Genomic DNA, 17,304 nt, shown 5'->3' with positions numbered 1-17,304 from the left:
CCCTACTCCAGGTAGTCCCGCAGCGACTGCGATCGCGACGGGTGCCGCAGCTTCGCCATCGTCTTCGACTCGATCTGGCGGATCCGCTCGCGGGTGACACCGAAGGTGTCGCCGATCTGGTCGAGGGTCTTGGGCATGCCATCGCCCAGGCCGAAGCGCATCCGGATGACACCGGCCTCACGCTCGCTGAGCGAATCCAGGAGCGACTCGAGCTGACGCTGCAGCATCGTGAACCCCACGGCATCCGCCGGCACGACAGCCTCGGTGTCCTCGATGAGGTCACCGAATTCGCTGTCGCCGTCTTCACCGAGAGGAGTGTGCAGAGAGATCGGCTCGCGACCGTACTTCTGCACCTCGATGACCTTCTCGGGAGTCATGTCGAGCTCACGGCTGAGTTCTTCGGGGGTGGGTTCGCGACCCAGGTCCTGAAGCATCTGGCGCTGCACACGGGCGAGCTTGTTGATGACCTCGACCATGTGCACCGGGATACGGATGGTGCGGGCCTGGTCGGCCATGGCGCGCGTGATCGCCTGACGGATCCACCAGGTGGCATACGTCGAGAACTTGAAGCCCTTGGTGTAGTCGAACTTCTCGACCGCGCGGATCAGACCGAGGTTGCCCTCCTGGATCAGGTCCAGGAACTGCATGCCGCGACCGGTGTACCGCTTGGCCAGCGAGACGACCAGACGCAGGTTCGCGCCGAGCAGGTGCGACTTGGCACGCTGGCCGTCCTTCGCCACCCAGGTCAGGTCGCGACCGAGCTGCGATCGCTTCTCGACGTCGCTCAGAACCGACAGCTTCTCTTCGGCGAACAGGCCCGCCTCGATGCGCATGGCGAGTTCGACCTCTTCCGCCGCGTTCAGCAGAGGAACCTTACCGATCTGCTTCAGGTAGTCCTTGACGGGATCCGCGGTCGCACCGGTGATCTGCGCCGAGTACACGGGAACGTCGTCCTCGTCGCTCGACGAGATGACGATCGCGCCCGTGGGCAGCGGCTCGCTGAACGCGGGCTTCTTGGTGCCCTCTTCGTCGTCGTCGTCATCGGAGGAGTCATCGGAAGAATCGGATGATTCGGCCTTGGCGGCCGCCGGCGCAGCGGTCTCGTCGTCGTCGGCGACATCCACCTCGACGTCGATCTCTTCGTCGGGCTCGATATCGTCGTCGACGTCTTCGTCGACGGCCTTCGAGGTCTTCGCCTTGGCCTTGGCGGGCGCTGCTTTGGCAGCAGCGGGCTTGGCAGCCGTCTTTGCGGGGGCCTTGGTTGTGGCCTTGGCCGCCGGGGCCTTGCGGGCGCGCGGAGCAGCCTTGACCGCCGTGGTCTCCGTCTCTTCGACGGGATCCTTCGTGGAGGTACGAGGAGGTGTCACAATTCGCCTTTCACCGACGCTTCGCCATCTGGGAGATGCGATGCACCCGGTCGTTTGCGGGCACGAGTAAGACCCTTGTCAAGTCCTGAGCGAATCACTCATGGTTGACAACGGGTCCGATTGTCCATTATGGCACATTGCGCGCAAGGCGCGAGCCACAGGTTAGGACACTCATGTCAACGCGAGAGCGCACCCACGCATTCCCGCAAACCCCGAGTGAACGCCTGAGGGGTCTCGCACTCATGGCACGACAGTTCCGAGCCTCAGGACAGGCCGGTGTGCTTCTCGTCGTCGCCCGCCGGGCGCGAGGCCAGGTACCGCTCGAGCTCGGCAGCGAGTTCGTCCGCGCTGGGCAGGTCGAACTCACCGATTGAAGAGGAGCGCAACGGCGATCCGGCCATGTACTGGTCGTAGCGCGCTTCGAGGTTCTCGAGCATCGTGGCGAGCTCGTCGTTCGCGGCGATCTGCTCATCGACCTTCGCCAGGAATCCGAGATTCTCTTCTCGCAGATCCTCGGTCGGCAGGGCGATCCCGCTGCCGAGTGTGATGCTCTCGAGCGCAGCGATGGCGGCGGCCGGGAACTCCGCATCGGCGAGGTAGTGCGGCACGAGCATCACGAAGCTCGACGTGCTGATGCCCTGCTCGATGAATCGCATCTCGAGCAGATGACCGACGGTCGCGGGCACCTGCGTGTGCGGCTGCCAGACCGAGTGAGCCGAGATGAGGTCGGCCCGATTGCCACTGACCGTCGTGCCGATGGGTCGGGTATGCGGCACCGGCATGGCGATCGCGTGCACCCACGTCACGGACGAGACGCCCAGCGACGTGGCGAGCTCGATGACACCGTGGGTGAACGCATCCCACGCGAAGTCCGGCTCGTACCCCGTCAGCGTCAGGAACGGCTGACCGATGACGTCGCGGGCCAGAGCCAGTTCGAGGCGCGGAGGCACGTAGTCCGTCAGATGATCCTGATCGAAAGACACCACGGGACGTCGGGCCCGGTAGTCGAGCAGTGCGTCGTTCGAGAAAGTCGCGACCGGCGTGTTGTCGACGCTGTCGCGCAGCACGTCAATCGACTGAGCGACGGCACTTCCCGCGTCCGTGAAGCCTGTCAGCGCGACCACCAGGGGCAAGCCGCGCGGCACCTCGGGAACGTCAGGAGACGACGCGTAAAGAGGTCCGAACGGTGGCATGCCTCCACTCTACGAGCCGTCGGCGCGTCGGGTCGCGTTGAGCCGTCGCGCTCACAGCGAACACCGCGACGCCCCGCGCGGGGCATCGGCCCCGGCCCGGAGGCCGACCTAGGATGGTCCATATGCCGACGCCGCAGATCTCGTATCTTCCCGCCTCAGCGACAGACCTCGATGCGGATGTCTCGCTCCTCATCCTTCCCCCGTTGACCGACGACGGCCCCGACCTTTCCGGTTGGCCCGGGCTCGCCGACGCGCTGCGTTCGATCGAGTTCTCGGGCGCTCCCGGGTCATTCGTCCGAGTGCCCCTGGCGGGCGCGGCGGGCGGTTCGCTCGCCGTTGCGGGTATGGGTTCTGCACCGCAGAGCAGCGCTTACCGGGATGCGGCGGGCGCAGGCATCCGCGCGCTCGGTCAGGTCGAATCGGTCGCCGTGCACGCACCGGGCGCCCCCGAAGGCACGTGGCGAGCGATCGCCGAGGGCGCCGGCCTCGGCGGGTACACGTTCGCGTCCTACAAGAAGGGCGGCGGCAAGCGCCGCGCCGTCCGTGTGATCATCGTTTCGACCGAGGAGGTGGGGGACGCGGATGTCCGCGCCGCCCAGGTGGTCGTCGACGCGGTGGCGCTCGTCAAGGACCTCGTCGCCATTCCCGCCGACCGCCTCGGCCCCGCGGATCTCGCGGCCCGAGCGGTCGCAGAGGTCGAACACCTGCCCGTCGAGGTCACGGTGCTCGACGAGGAGGCACTCGGGGCCGAGGGGTTCGGCGCGATCCTCGGGGTCGGCAAGGGCTCGGACCGCCCGCCGCGTTTCGTCCGGATGGACTACGCGCCCGCCGACGCGTCGCGACACGTCGCGATCGTCGGCAAGGGCATCACGTTCGACACCGGCGGCCTGTCGCTCAAGCCCGCCGGATCGATGGTCGGAATGAAGTACGACATGTGCGGCGCGGCCGTCGCGCTCTCTGTCGTCAGAGCCGCGGCCGAACTCGCTCTTCCGGTTCGCGTGACGAGCTACCTCTGCATCGCCGACAACATGCCGTCGGGCCGCGCGACGCGCCCGGGCGACGTGCTCACCGCACTCGACGGAACGACCATCGAAGTGCTGAACACGGATGCCGAGGGTCGCCTCGTTCTCGCCGATGGCCTCGTCGCTGCATCCCGTGAGCACCCGGACGTCATCGTCGACGTCGCGACGCTCACCGGCGCCATCAGCGTTGCGCTCGGCACGCGCTACGCCGGGGTCATGGGCGATGACGCACCGGTCGCCGAATATCTCGCGGCCGCTGAGCGCGCCGGTGAACTCGCCTGGCGGCTGCCGCTGCCCGCCCACATGCGCGACGATCTCGACTCCCCCATCGCCGACCTGGTGAACGCCAAGATCGGTGACCCCGCGGGCGGTTCGCTCTTCGCCGGGCTGTTCCTGCAGCACTTCATCGGACCGGTTTCGGATGACGAGGGCGCGCCGACGATACCGTGGGTGCACCTCGACATCGCCGGCGTCGGCATGAACAAGGGCGGGGCGTACGGCGCCACCGACAAGGGCCCGACGGGGGCCAGCGTCAGCTCCCTGATCGAATTCGTCGCGAGAGGAGCCCGCTGATGGCCGAGCACGCATTCGACCTGGTCGTGCTCGGCGGCGGCAGCGGCGGATACTCCGCGGCGATCCGCGCATCCGAACTCGGTGCGAAGGTCGCCATCATCGAGCGCGACAAGCTCGGCGGCACCTGCCTGCACCGCGGCTGCATCCCCACGAAGGCGCTTCTCCACGCCGCCGAGGTCGCCGATGCGGTGCGGTCGGCGAGCGAGATCGGCGTCGATGCATCCCTCACCGGAATCGATGCGAACGGCCTGCGCTCGTACCGGGAGAAGATCGTCGCCAAGAAGTTCGCCGGACTCAAGGGCCTCATCTCGGCGCGCGGGATCACTGTGATCGACGGCGAGGGTCACCTGCAGGACGACCTCGGCGTACGCGTGGGTGCGGACGTGTACCGCGGCAAGAACGTGCTCATCGCGACGGGGGCATACTCCAAGACGATCCCGGGGCTCGAGATCGGCGGCCGGATCCTCACCAGCGAGCACGCGCTCGAGCTACCCGAGATCCCCCGCCGCGTGATCATCCTCGGTGGCGGCGTGATCGGCGTCGAGTTCGCGAGCCTGTGGCGCTCGTTCGGTGTCGACGTCACCATCGTCGAGGCCCTCCCGCGGCTCGTCCCGCAAGAGGACGAGGCGATGAGCAAGGGGCTCGAGCGTGCGTTCCGCAAGCGCGGGATCGAGATGCGTCTGGGCTCGCGGTTCGCTTCGGCGACACAGAGCGATGATGCGGTGACCGTGCGGCTGGAGGACGGCACCGAACTCGAGGCCGACTACCTGCTCGTGGCGATCGGACGCGGCCCGAGCACGGCGGGCCTCGGGCTGGAAGAGGCGGGAGTCACGCTCGAGGGCGACTTCGTGGTCGTGGACGACGATCTGCAGACATCCGTTCCCGGTGTGTGGGCGGTCGGAGACATCGTGCGTGGTCTCCAGCTGGCGCACCGCAGCTTCGCGCAGGGCATCTTCGCCGCCGAGCGGATGGCCGGACTTCCCGCCGTCACCGTGCCCGAGCGTCACATTCCTCGCATCACGTACAGCGATCCCGAGGTCGCGTCGGTCGGGTCGACACTCGCCGAAGCGATCGCCGAGCTGGGCGCCGAGAAGGTCACCTCGTTCGATTACAACCTGGCCGGCAATGCGCGCAGCGAGATCATCGGCACCGGCGGACTCGTCCGGGTCGTGCGAGCTGTCGACGGGCCCGTCATCGGCGTCCACATGATCGGTGCACGCGTCGGCGAGTTGATCGCCGAGGCGCAGCTCATCGTCGGATGGGAAGCGCACCCGGACGATGTCGCGCCGTACGTGCACGCCCATCCCACGCAGAGCGAAGCGCTCGGCGAAGCATTCCTCGCACTCGCGGGCCGACCCTTGCACGCGCTTTAGCAATGCCGGTCCGCGGCCTCACTAAGCTAGACAACGACAGTTTCGTCCTTAAGGAGACATCGTCATGAGCACATCCGTCGTCCTCCCCGCTCTCGGCGAGAGCGTTACCGAGGGTACGGTCACCCGCTGGCTGAAGCAGGTGGGAGACGAGGTCAAGGCCGATGAGGGCTTGCTCGAGATCTCGACCGACAAGGTCGACACCGAGATCCCCTCCCCCGTCAGCGGCATCCTCGAAGAGATCCTGGTGCAGGAGGACGAGACCGTCGAGGTCGGCGGCCTGCTCGCCAAGATCGGCGATGGCAGTGCCCAGCCTTCCGGGGACGCAGCACCCGAGGCATCCGCTCCCGCGGAGGCCGAGGCGCCCGCCGAGGAGAAGGTCGTCGAAGCTCCGGCTGAGCCCGAGCTCGTTGCTGACGCCGAACCGGCCGGCAACGCCGCCGCGCAGCCCGCCGCTGTCGGTGCGTCGAGCGAGTCGAGCACGTCCGTCGTGCTTCCCGAGCTCGGCGAGTCCGTGACCGAGGGTACGGTCACGCGCTGGCTCAAGAGCGTCGGCGACGAGGTCGCCGTCGACGAGCCGCTCCTCGAGATCTCGACCGACAAGGTCGACACCGAGATCCCGTCCCCCGTGGCCGGCATCCTGCAGGAGATCGTTGCGGCCGAGGACGAGACAATTGCCGTCGGCGCCGTCCTGGCCAAGATCGGCAGTGGTGCTCCCGCCGCCGCCGCTCCGGCGGCTCCCGCCGCTGAGCCCGTGACCGAGCCTGAGGCCCCCTCGACCGAGAAGCCGGTCGAGGCAGACGTTCCCGCGACTCAGACCGCACAGCAGGCACCCGAGCCGGAGCCGGCCCCGGCCGCGGCTGCGCCGGCCGTCGCTCCGGCAGCGCCGGCAGCTCCGGCTGCCCCCGCGCCGTCGTCGGATTCGTCTGACGACCGCACGTACGTCACCCCGCTCGTGCGCCGTCTCGCGCAGCAGCAGGGCGTCGACCTGGCCAGCGTCACCGGCACGGGTGTGGGAGGACGCATCCGCAAGGAGGATGTCCTGAAGGCCGCCGAGTCGGCCAGCGCAGCTCCGGCCGCTCCCGCCGCCCAGAAGGCACCCGCCCTCGAGGTATCGCCGCTGCGCGGCACGACTCAGAAGATGTCGCGCCTGCGCAAGGTCCTCGCCGAGCGTGCCGTTGCGTCGATGCAGGCCACGGCGCAGCTGACGACGGTCGTCGAGGTCGACGTCACGAAGCTGGCCGCGTTCCGCGACAGCGTCAAGGTCGACTTCCAGAAGAAGACGTCCGACAAGCTGTCGTTCCTGCCCTTCTTCGCTCTGGCCTCGGCCGAGGCGCTGCAGGCGTTCCCGATCGTCAACGCCACGGTCGACGGCGACACGATCGTGTACCCGGCGTCCGAGAACCTCTCGATCGCGGTCGACACCGAACGGGGCCTGCTGACGCCGGTCCTGCGCGATGCGGCTTCGAAGAACATCGCCCAGATCGCTCACGAGATCGCGGATCTGGCAGCCCGCACGCGCGACAACAAGCTCAAGCCCGACGAGCTCGGTGGCGGCACGTTCACGTTGACCAACACCGGATCGCGGGGCGCCCTGTTCGACACCCCCGTGGTGTTCCTGCCGCAGTCGGCGATCCTCGGTACGGGAATCGTCGTCAAGCGCCCGGGCGTGGTCAAGGTCGACGGTGTCGAGGCGATCGGCGTTCGCTCGATCGTGTACCTCGCGCTCTCGTATGACCACCGCATCATCGACGGAGCCGACGCCGCTCGATTCCTGGGTGCCGTCAAGGCGCGCCTCGAGGCTGCGGAGTTCGCCGCGAATCTCGGCATCTGAGCAAACGCGTTCTCGCGCGCTCGGCGTTTTTGCGCCGAAGCACGCGGTTCTCTCGCCGAAACGCCCCGACAGCGATGTCGGGGCGTTTCGCGTTCATGGTCCTTCGACATCTCGCACATCACGGATCACCCACCGCTCGTCTGTGCGCACGAGCACGACGAGCTGAGCAGGAACAGTGCCATCGACACCGGTGACGCTCAGGATCGCCACTCCCCCGAGGTCGTCCAGCAGCTCGACCGTCCGGTCGGCGGAGGGCAGGTCGACCGCACCGGGCGGCACCTGCGGAGCGGGTGAATCCTCGAACCACTCCGCCCCGCACGACTCTTCGGCGCAGGCGCCGAGGACGTCCAAGGCAGCTTCGAGTGCCCGCACCGGATCATCGGATGTTGCCTCACCCACAGCATCCGGAGTCGCCGCGCCCGATGTCAGGGCGTCCGGTGACGGTGTCACGGGCGAATCGGATGCGACGGGCCGGGCGTTCGCGGGCGGTGCGGTGGACGTCGGCCACGCCAGCCCGCCCACGACGATCACACCCGCGATGCCGGCCGCGACCAGCCACGGTCGAGCAACCCTGCCGCGCGCACGCTCCGTGCCGCGGCGCGCCGCCTCGAGCGCGTCCGACACCATCTCGCCCACGCCGGAGTCGACGTGCCGACGCAGCAGGCGACCGAGAGCGGACGCCCGCCGCTCGGGCTCGATGACATCGATCGAAGCCGCCCGGCGCGCATCGGACGCCCGCCGGGGGATCAGCGGCGCGAGCACGAGGGGTTCGGGCTGAGCTATCGCGAACAGGTGCGCCTCGGCATCCCCGCTGTCGTCATCAGCGCGCAGGACCCCGGCGATCTCATCCAGACGCCACGGGGTCGTGACGATTCGCGATTGCGCCAAGCGCTCGAGGATCGAGGCCGCCGAATGGCCGATCGAGTCGTCCGAGTCCTGGGTATCGCAGACGAAGGTCGGCGTGCCGTCTTGTGTCAGCCACCAGGCACCGTTCAGGATGGTGCCGCGCGCAGCCCCGCACCCCCGCAAGAGGCTCACGACGATCGTGATGACCTCGCCCGCGCTCAGCTCGGCGCCACCCGCGCTCCTGCGTGCCAAGAACGTGTCGACGCGCTCGACGCACCAGGGCAGGACGGCCTCGTGTCCGCCTCGACCGCGCTCGCCTCGCCGAGCGTCGCGGAGTCCCTCATCGCCCGCCACAGTACGCACGACATCGTGGACAGCGAGGATGTGTCCTCCGCGCGATCGCCAACCCGGCCATCCGCGTAGGTCAGCCGTGTCGACGAGCTGAACCACGGTGTCGTCCACGCGTGCCAACCATCCCGGGAAGGGCGCCTCGGGCTCGCTCACCCGACGCATCCGGAGCACAGCGCCCGTCAGCGGGTCCTCGGTCACCGGGGCGGATGTCATCCCTCAACGTTGTCCCAGAGACGTACGGCATCGAGTCCCCCTGCACGGATCGGTGGCCGAACCCCGCATTCGGCGGGCTGTGGAGGGCCGAGAACCGGAAACGGAGCGACGCCGCCGGGAGCAACTGCGGGCTCGCGACAAGTAGGCTGGAAGGTATGGCAGCACGCAGCGCGGCACCCGAGAAGCGTCCCGGGTTCTTCTCCCAGATCAAGAGTCTCTACAGCTACACGCGTCGCGCGTTCGGCTTCCTTCCGTGGCTGCTCGCGGGTATCTTCACCGTGACAACGGGCCTCGGCATCGTGCTCGCGTTCCTGATCCAGCCACAGTGGTGGAACATCTTGCTCTGGGGCGTCACGGGCTTCCTCGCGGGCGTCCTGGCCGCCCTCATGACCATGACGCGCCTCTCGACGCGCGCGATGTACAACCAGATCGACGGGATGCCCGGGGCCGTCGGCCACGTCATCACCACGTTCCTCGGACGCAGCTGGACCGCATCCGAGACTCCCGTGGGCGTCAACCCGAAGACGCAGGATGCCGTCTACCGCGCCATCGGCCGCGGCGGCGTCGTCGTCATCGGCGAGGGCTCGCACGGGCGCCTGCAGCGGCTCGTCAACGAGGAGCGCTCGAAGGTCAACCGTGTTGCGAACGGCGTGCCGGTCCACGTCATCTACGTCGGTCACGGCACGGGCGAGGTTCCGATCAAGGACCTCGCGAAGACGATCAAGTCCTTCCCCCGCAAGCTCGACAAGGCCACGATGGTCGCCGTGATGAAGCGCGTGGACTCGGTCTCGCAGTCGCTCGCCTCGCTGCCGATTCCGAAGGGGATCGACCCCACGAAGGTTCGTTCGCCGCGCCCCCGCTGATCGCGGGCGGCGTGATCTAGCGGCGGACGAGGATCGTTCCGACGGCCTTGTCGTGCAGGCCGCGTTGATCGGCATCCCAGATGACCGCGGGTATGACGACGATCAGCAGCAGCGTCCGGATGATGGGACGCCAGAGGCCCACCCATCCCCCGCCGACCATCTGCAGCCGCAGGCCGAAGATGCGATGGCCGGGGCTCGCTTGGAGCGTGGGCAGGAACACGATCTGAATCGCGCCGAAGATCGCCAGGATCGCCAGCGCGTCGAACGCGAAGAATCCCGAAATCAAATACGCGGCGCCGTAGTCGATCACGAGTGCCCCGATCCGGCGTCCGATGCGGGCGACGGAACCCGCGCCATCCCGCGGCAAACCGAGGCGTTCGCCCGGGTAGGTGTTGGGCTGATTCGACGTCACGTGACCAGCGTATCCAGGCGCGCGTAACATGCCGGAAACATAGGTGTCATGGTCGGGCAACTCCTTTTCGATAGGTTGCCAGGACGGCCCGCACAAGTGGGCGGCAGTTCCCGAATGCCCTACCTCTGGAGACTCCATGTTCAGTGATTCATCCGAGGTGCTGAAGTACATCAAGGATGAGGACGTCAAGTTCCTCGACATCCGTTTCACGGACCTTCCTGGTGTGCAGCAGCACTTCAACATTCCGGCCTCGACCGTCGACGAAGAGTTCTTCACCGTCGGCCAGCTGTTCGATGGCTCCTCCATCCGAGGATTCGCGAACATCCACGAGTCGGACATGCAGCTGATCCCGGATGTCTCGACGGCGTACCTCGACCAGTTCCGCGAGGCCAAGACCCTCGTGATGATCTTCGACATCTACAACCCGCGCACGGGTGAGATCTACCACAAGGACCCGCGTCAGGTCGCCAAGAAGGCCGAGAAGTACCTCGCCTCGACCGGCATCGCCGACACCGCGTTCTTCGCCCCCGAGGCCGAGTTCTACATCTTCGACGACGTGCGTTACGAAGTGAAGCAGAACTCCAGCTTCTACAGCGTCGACTCCGAGGAGGGCGCCTGGAACACGGGTCGCGCCGAAGAGGGCGGCAACCTGGCGAACAAGACCCCGTACAAGGGTGGCTACTTCCCGGTCAGCCCGGTCGACAAGACCGCCGACCTGCGCGACGACATCACGCTCAAGCTCATCGAGGCCGGTTTCATCCTCGAGCGCTCGCACCACGAGGTCGGCACCGGTGGTCAGCAGGAGATCAACTACCGTTTCGACACCATGGTCCACGCGGCAGACGACATCCTGAAGTTCAAGTACATCGTCAAGAACACCTCGGAGCAGTGGGGCAAGGTCGCGACCTTCATGCCGAAGCCGCTCTTCGGTGACAACGGTTCGGGCATGCACACGCACCAGTCGCTGTGGCTCGACGGCAAGCCGCTGTTCTACGACGAGAACGGCTACGGCGGCCTGTCCGACACCGCTCGCTGGTACATCGGGGGCCTGCTGGCGCACGCGCCCGCCGTGCTCGCCTTCACGAACCCGACGATCAACTCGTACAAGCGTCTGGTCAAGGGCTACGAGGCCCCGGTCAACCTGGTCTACTCGGCCGGTAACCGCTCGGCGGCCATCCGTATCCCCATCACGGGATCGAACCCCAAGGCCAAGCGCATCGAGTTCCGCGCGCCGGATGCCTCGGGCAACCCGTACCTCGCCTTCGCGGCGCAGATGATGGCCGGCCTCGACGGCATCAAGAACCGCATCGAGCCGCACGAGCCGGTCGACAAGGACCTGTACGAGCTTCCCCCCGAGGAGGCGAAGAACATCCCGCAGGTTCCGAACTCGCTGTTGGACTCCCTCGAGGCCCTGCGCGCCGACCAGGACTTCCTCCTCGCGGGTGGCGTGTTCACGCCCGAGCTGATCGAGACCTGGATCGAGTACAAGATCGAGAACGAGATCAAGCCGATCGCGGCACGCCCGCACCCGTTCGAGTACGAGCTGTACTTCGGCGTCTGATTCCGGGAGGCCCTCAGAGCCACACTTCCGGTCTCTGAGCCCAGCAATTTACTGAGCCCCAGACGGCAATCGTCGTCTGGGGCTCAGTCTATCTCTGGACGTTTACGGACGGCTACGGGGAGTAAACGGACAGGTTTTCGGACAGCGGCGCACGAGCTGCTTGAGCGAGACCCCTCCACCCTTCGGAGATCCAGGTGGTCAAAGGTCAGGCAGCGCACAAGTGCTTCCCCTCTCGTCGGCGAGCTGGTCGACCGAGCGTCGGGGGGCTCCACTAGCGTGGACAAGTGGATGCGATTCTTGAACCGCGAGCAGTCGGTGACGTCACAGGAGCCTTCTTCGTTCCCGGTTATCAGCGGGGCTACCGTTGGGGTCCTGACGAGGTGGACCGTCTCCTCGCAGACATTTGGGAGAGCAACGGCGCACCGTACTACCTCCAGCCCGTGGTCGTAAAGCAGATGGCCGACGGTCGGTGGGAACTCATCGACGGCCAGCAGCGGTTCACCACTCTGTACCTGATCTTCCAGTACATGCGGGATCAGGGGCTGCAGAGCGCCGGCGCTGGCTACTCGATCGAGTACGAGACACGCCCCGGTAGCCAAGAGTTCCTACGGTCGCCGATGGCCGACCACAAGGACGAGAACATCGACTTCCACCACATCTTCGGAGCGTACGAACGAATCCGCACATGGTTCGAGGCGTGGGAGCATCGCACTCAGCACGTCGCCAACAAGTTCTACGGCTACCTCTTCGACTCGGTCAAAGTGATCTGGTATGAGGCATCGCAAGATCTCGACTCCATCACCCTGTTCACCCGGCTGAACGTCGGGCGGATCCCGTTGACTGACGCCGAACTCGTCAAGGCGCTCGTGTTGGCAAACAGCCGCGCGCGTCCTGGATACTCAGACAAGAGCGAGCAGATCGCCGCGCAGTGGGACCAGTTCGAGCGGGAACTTCGCGCGCCAGAGGTGTGGTCGTTCATCACAGGCCGACACGAGAACGAGGCAACCCACATCGGGCTCGTCCTCGACACTCTCGCCGATCAGATCGGCGGGAGGCCTTCCGGTCGGCACCGCCCTCGCTACTACACGTTCGAAACGCTGAGGAACGAGATCACCGCAGGTGCGCAGGCATTCTGGGACCGAGTCGTGAAGCTGCATTCGCTGATCCTCGGCTGGCACGACGACCGCCAAGTCTTCCACAAGGTCGGATTCCTGATCCAGGTCGGAAGCGACACCTTCGGCCAGCTCGTGAATTTGGCCGATGGCCTCACCAAACCGCAGTTGCATGAGGCCCTCGACGGCCGAATCCGTGATGTGCTCGACCTGACGGAGGAGGACCTCGGCGCACTGGATTACGACACGAGGAGCGCGAAATGTAACGAGGTCTTGCTGCTGATGAACGTGGAGACAGTTCGCGCCCGTAAGGACGACACTGCCCGGTACTCCTTCAACGCCCACTCACGCGGCTCCTGGTCGCTGGAGCACATCCATGCGCAGAACGCCAAGGAACTCCGGCGCGACGAGAAGATCTGGCGCGAGTGGCTCCTGCTACAGCGCGATGTCGTGGAGGACCTGCCGACGCTCGAGAGCGCCGTCCGCGCCGAACTCCTCTCCGAGATCGACGACGTGCTCGGGATGATCGCGGAGCAGCAGGTGCACGGAGTCGGCGTCCGCTTCGACGCGGTGAAGGCCGCCGTCGAGGATGCCCTCACGGACGAATCGACTCGCCGGGGAGAGAACGTGCACTCACTGGCGAACCTGGCGTTGCTGGCAAGCGGCGACAACAGCGCACTCAGCAACTCGACGTTCGAGGTTAAGCGTCGGGAGATTCTCGCTCGGGACAAAGCCGGCTCATATATTCCGCCGTGCACCCGCAACGTGTTTCTCAAGTACTACACCGATGCCGACGACCAGCAGATTCACTTCTGGGGAGCCGCCGACCGCGAGAGCTATCTGAAGGCGATCCTCGAAGCCGTCGCCCCGTACCTGCAGACGTCGGAGGTCGCAGCGTGACCGAGATGCGAGGCACCAAGACCTCATTCGCCCGCATGTTCCAGCCGGGTGAGACCGGCGCGGAGACCATCAAGCGTGTCGAGATCCCGCTCATCCAGCGCGACTACGCGCAGGGCCGAGACGAACGCGGTGTTAACAGCATCCGCGCAGACTTCCTCGGCGTCCTCATCGAAGCGCTCGTAGGCGACGAGGCTGTCGATCTCGACTTTGTGTACGGGGAGATTGGCGACGGAACGCTGCGACCCCTCGACGGACAGCAACGCCTCACAACCCTGTTCCTCATTCACTGGTACATCGCCGCGCGAACGGATCGACTCCACGAAGCCGCGGCGGTCCTCCGGTTCGAGTACGCGACTCGTGCCAGCGCCGAACTCTTCTGCCGCGAACTCGTCAAGCCCGAGCACTCCCCCGGCGGAGACTTCTCCACGCCAAAGACGTGGATCACGGATCAGGCGTGGTATCTCCATGCGTGGCGGCACGACCCGACAATCCAATCGATGTTGAACATGCTCGACGCGGTCCACGAGCGAATCATCGCGGAGAACATCGATCTCGATTCCGCATGGGAGCGACTCATGGACGAGTCGACACCAGCGGTGTCCTTCTACCTTCTTCCCATCGACGACATGCCTTCCGGCGAAGAGCTGTACATCAAGATGAACTCGCGGGGAAAGCCGCTCACGGACTTCGAGAACTTCAAGGCGAGACTGGAGAAGCTCTTTCACGAGACTCTGCCCAAGGACGACTTCGACGCGATCATCCACAAACTCGACGGTGTGTGGAGCGACGTGCTCTGGAGCTTCCACGGCGGAGACCACCTCATCGACGACGAGTTCCTCCGGTACCTGGAGTTCATCATCGAGATCAGCGAGTGGCGCGACAACGTGGTCCCTGAGGGTACCCTGCTGGAGCGGGCGGAACGCGCCTTCGACGTCGGCAACCCGAACGCAACGAGTCACATCGCCTTCTTGACTCATGCCTTCGACACATGGGTAGGTGTCGAAGACGTGCGCGCAGCATTTGAGGAGCACTTCGTCGACCTCGCCCGCAGCAGCGCCGCATCACAGACCGGGCGTGTACCGCTCGACACCACGAATCTCAACCTGTTCGAAGGCTGTCTCGAGCTGTACGGAAAGCGAACTGGAAACCGGCGGCTCTTCTCGCTGGCGGAGACGCTCATGCTCTTCGCCGTGCTCATACATCGGCAGTATGCGACCCGCGAAATCGCGGCTCGACTCCGAATCCTTCGCAATCTCGTCGATGGCGCCGACGACGAAGTGCGCCTCGAACGGATGGGTGACCTCATCCCGAGCGTCGAGCAACTCATTCGCGACGGCGACCTCACCACGACCCGCGGCTTCAACCCCGACCGCGTGCAAGACGAACTCGACAAGATCGCGCTGATCGAAACCCTCCCAGAGCTCGAACACGCAGTGCATTCCCTCGAAGACCATCCACTCCTTCGCGGCAGGATCTTCGCGTTCGACCTCGACCCAGAGTCGCTCCAGCGCCACGCGACTGCGTTTCCCGATGTCGTCGCGCCCCAGCACTGGCCGATCTTGACCGGCGCGCTCTTGGCGAAGGGCGACTACGGATATCCCCGCACGGCGGGCAGAGCCGTTCAGCTGGGAACCGGAGACCCGAAGCAGAGCGCGCGATGGCGTGGCGTCTTCTCCAATCGAGGACGCGGTCGGAACCAGGCACTCCGAGCCGCACTCGCCTCCCTGCTCGACGACGTTGCGGCGGACGGCGGTGGCAGTGTCGGTCACTCGTTGCAGCGAGTCACCGATGAGTTCGTCGAGCAGGCCCGGTCAACTCGACGCTTCACCTGGCGCGCGTATCTCGCCACCTACCCAGAGATGCGCGAGGGCGCGACGGGCGTCTACTACGGCGAGTACCTGCAGGAAACTGGGCAGTGGAGACACTCCATGTGCATGCTGCGCACCCCTGACCTCAGCGGGAGCGGACGATACCGAGACCCCTATCTCTGGGCGATGTATCGAGTCAGCGGGCTCGCGTCCGGTGTCGAGACTCTGTGGTTCTCGGGGTACGAGTTCCAGCCCCGGTGGCTCGTTCTCTCGGCCAGCGGCGCTGGTATTCGTATCGTTCCCGATGGATTCGAACTGGCTCCGCCCGCCGATGCGGCTCTGTCGCGACGGTTCCGAGACATCTGCGCCCAGCATGGTGCAACATCGGACACGCACCTTCCAGTCGCGCAGATCGACCTTGACGGCGAACTCGTCGACACCGAGGACCGAGTCGCAATGGGGGCTGCTCTCCTGACGGCGCTCGTAGCGGCCGGTCTCTGACCGAACGAGCCGCAGAGGCTTCAAGAGCTGTTACCAGATCAGCGGAGCGACGCGGTCAGCACGGAGATGTCGCTGCGGGTCGTGTATCCCGCCGACTGACGCTCGGCGAGTCGGCCGTCGCGCCGCTCGGCGAGGCGAGCCCGGATCAGAATGACGAGCGTGATCGGGCCGTTGACGAGGAACTTCAGTGCGTTCCAGATGAACAGCAGCACGAGCAGGTTCAGCCACCCCGGCCCGCCATCGGCGATCCAGACGGTCAGCAGCCACGCGCCGAGCAGATACGGCACGGCGATCAGCATGGCGGGCACACCCCACTTCAGTCCGCGGCGCGTCCGCAGCGCGTTGAGCAGGATGTTCGTCGGCATGTACATCCGCAGGAACAGCCGAACCCGGATGCTGAGATTCCAGAGCAGTCGGAGCATGATGTCCGCCTCCTGAGAGGGTGCGTAACTCCGCCGAGGAGGTAGATCATGTGGTGAGCGTCCCGAGTGGACCGTCGCAAGCGACCTAGAAATCGTGGCTACTACCTCGACACCCAGGGTACGCCCGACCGCGGACACACGGAAGGTTCCGCGCCAAGTCACTCTGGGAGGAGGACAACGACCTGGACGAGCGGCGGCCGAACCTCATCAGCTCGGAAACCGTCAGCTGAGGGTATCGACCCAATCGTTCATCGGAGTGCTCACGACGTTGCCAGTGTGGACCGTCCCGAGGCCGTTCACATATCGAGAAGTCAACAGTGCCTTGTTGTGGTCGTTGAGATTCTGCTCGAAGACGCCGCCTACGAAGATCGGATCGGCCCACCCTCTGCCTGCTTCGTGTGCCAGGTGAGCGGCGCGGTTGACGACGTCGCCCATGTAGACGACATCATTGATTCCGCTGCCACTGAATCCCGCCTTGATCATGAGCACTCGGCCGTAGTCGACGCCGATGCCGATCTTCAGGGGGTCGATCCCCTTCTTCGCGTAGTGGTGGTTGAGGAGCTTGATGAGTGTGTTCGCCTGATAGGCAATGCCAAACACATCGTCAATGTGCGTCTTCTGCGTGGTCTTGTACACAGCCCAGACGCAGTCCCCAACGATATTCACTTCCCGGACGTACAGATCGGAGTTCAGCACCGCCACCATCTCAGAGATGAACGCGCGATATATCTTTGCGAGAATCGGACGCTTGTGCTTGGCGGTGAGCCCAGAAGAGTCTCGGATGTCGATGAAGACCGCCGAGCACATTCCATAGAACCCGTTCGTGAACGTGAGCTTGTCCCGGTCGGGCAGCCCGTCGACCTCCTCGAAGCTTCCTGCGGGCTGATCCAGGATCGCCTTGATCCGATCGGAACTGCTCGTGTAGCTGTACGCCTTGTAGTTGCCGTCCATGTTCC

The 17,304-nt window shown here is 65.7% G+C and carries 13 protein-coding genes; 7 read left to right on the top strand and 6 right to left on the bottom strand.

What is annotated here, in order from left to right; translation table 11 throughout:
* Positions 1–2: 2 nt before the first annotated feature.
* Together CGU35_RS06045 and CGU35_RS06040 are read right to left on the bottom strand one after the other, a co-directional pair.
* Positions 3–1,370 carry an RNA polymerase sigma factor gene (locus CGU35_RS06045; protein ID WP_100810680.1) on the bottom strand — a complete coding sequence of 456 codons (1,368 nt, stop codon included), beginning with the start codon at positions 1,368–1,370 and terminating at the stop codon, positions 3–5.
* A gap of 260 nt (positions 1,371–1,630) precedes the next feature.
* On the bottom strand, positions 1,631–2,560 hold the full coding sequence (locus CGU35_RS06040) for a proteasome assembly chaperone family protein (protein WP_100810679.1): 930 nt from the start codon (positions 2,558–2,560) through the stop codon (positions 1,631–1,633).
* 122 nt (positions 2,561–2,682) lie between these two features.
* On the opposite strand from CGU35_RS06040, the gene CGU35_RS06035 reads away from it, so the two are divergent.
* The 3 genes from CGU35_RS06035 to sucB all read left to right on the top strand — a co-directional run bounded on the left by CGU35_RS06035 (position 2,683) and on the right by sucB (position 7,359).
* Positions 2,683–4,155, top strand: a complete 1,473-nt coding sequence (locus CGU35_RS06035; protein WP_100810678.1) for a leucyl aminopeptidase — start codon at positions 2,683–2,685, stop codon at positions 4,153–4,155.
* Positions 4,155–5,528 carry a dihydrolipoyl dehydrogenase gene (gene lpdA, locus CGU35_RS06030; protein WP_100810677.1) on the top strand — a complete coding sequence of 458 codons (1,374 nt, stop codon included), beginning with the start codon at positions 4,155–4,157 and terminating at the stop codon, positions 5,526–5,528. The genes CGU35_RS06035 and lpdA overlap by 1 nt, the downstream gene beginning before the upstream one ends.
* Positions 5,529–5,592: 64 nt before the next feature.
* Positions 5,593–7,359 (top strand): 2-oxoglutarate dehydrogenase, E2 component, dihydrolipoamide succinyltransferase, encoded by a 1,767-nt coding sequence (gene sucB / locus CGU35_RS06025; protein WP_100810676.1) that lies wholly within the window; start codon positions 5,593–5,595, stop codon positions 7,357–7,359.
* Positions 7,360–7,452: 93 nt separating this feature from the next.
* Here sucB and CGU35_RS06020 read toward each other — a convergent pair whose 3' ends face one another.
* The gene (locus CGU35_RS06020; protein WP_100810675.1) at positions 7,453–8,769 is read right to left on the bottom strand and encodes a hypothetical protein; all 1,317 of its coding nucleotides are present in this window, start codon (positions 8,767–8,769) and stop codon (positions 7,453–7,455) included.
* Between the two features lie 155 nt (positions 8,770–8,924).
* On the opposite strand from CGU35_RS06020, the gene CGU35_RS06015 reads away from it, so the two are divergent.
* A complete protein-coding gene (locus CGU35_RS06015; protein WP_100810674.1) occupies positions 8,925–9,632 on the top strand; it encodes a DUF4191 domain-containing protein in 708 nt (235 codons plus the stop codon).
* A 16-nt stretch (positions 9,633–9,648) separates the two neighbouring features.
* Here CGU35_RS06015 and CGU35_RS06010 read toward each other — a convergent pair whose 3' ends face one another.
* On the bottom strand, positions 9,649–10,044 hold the full coding sequence (locus tag CGU35_RS06010; protein ID WP_442923030.1) for an RDD family protein: 396 nt from the start codon (positions 10,042–10,044) through the stop codon (positions 9,649–9,651).
* A gap of 136 nt (positions 10,045–10,180) precedes the next feature.
* Between CGU35_RS06010 and glnA the strand changes: the two genes are divergently transcribed.
* The 3 genes from glnA to CGU35_RS05995 all read left to right on the top strand — a co-directional run bounded on the left by glnA (position 10,181) and on the right by CGU35_RS05995 (position 15,926).
* Positions 10,181–11,605 (top strand): type I glutamate--ammonia ligase, encoded by a 1,425-nt coding sequence (glnA, locus tag CGU35_RS06005; RefSeq protein WP_100810672.1) that lies wholly within the window; start codon positions 10,181–10,183, stop codon positions 11,603–11,605.
* A 284-nt stretch (positions 11,606–11,889) separates the two neighbouring features.
* Positions 11,890–13,617, top strand: coding sequence for a GmrSD restriction endonuclease domain-containing protein (locus CGU35_RS06000; RefSeq protein WP_100810671.1), 1,728 nt, complete (start codon positions 11,890–11,892; stop codon positions 13,615–13,617).
* Between the two features lie 5 nt (positions 13,618–13,622).
* Entirely contained in the window at positions 13,623–15,926 is a 2,304-nt protein-coding gene (locus CGU35_RS05995; RefSeq protein WP_232711227.1) for a DUF262 domain-containing protein, read from the top strand.
* 38 nt (positions 15,927–15,964) lie between these two features.
* Here the strand turns inward: CGU35_RS05995 and CGU35_RS05990 are convergent, their stop codons facing one another.
* Positions 15,965–16,348 (bottom strand): sulfate permease, encoded by a 384-nt coding sequence (locus CGU35_RS05990; protein ID WP_100810669.1) that lies wholly within the window; start codon positions 16,346–16,348, stop codon positions 15,965–15,967.
* 222 nt (positions 16,349–16,570) lie between these two features.
* Positions 16,571–17,299: an adenylate/guanylate cyclase domain-containing protein gene (locus tag CGU35_RS05985; protein WP_036285135.1), complete on the bottom strand. Its 729-nt coding sequence runs from the start codon at positions 17,297–17,299 to the stop codon at positions 16,571–16,573.
* Between the last annotated feature and the right edge of the window lie 5 nt (positions 17,300–17,304).

This window comes from Microbacterium sp. BR1 (assembly GCF_002812725.1).
GTDB lineage: Bacteria > Actinomycetota > Actinomycetes > Actinomycetales > Microbacteriaceae > Microbacterium.
The sequence above is the reverse complement of the archived record's forward strand: the minus strand, read 5'-3'. Positions and strand labels throughout refer to the sequence as shown.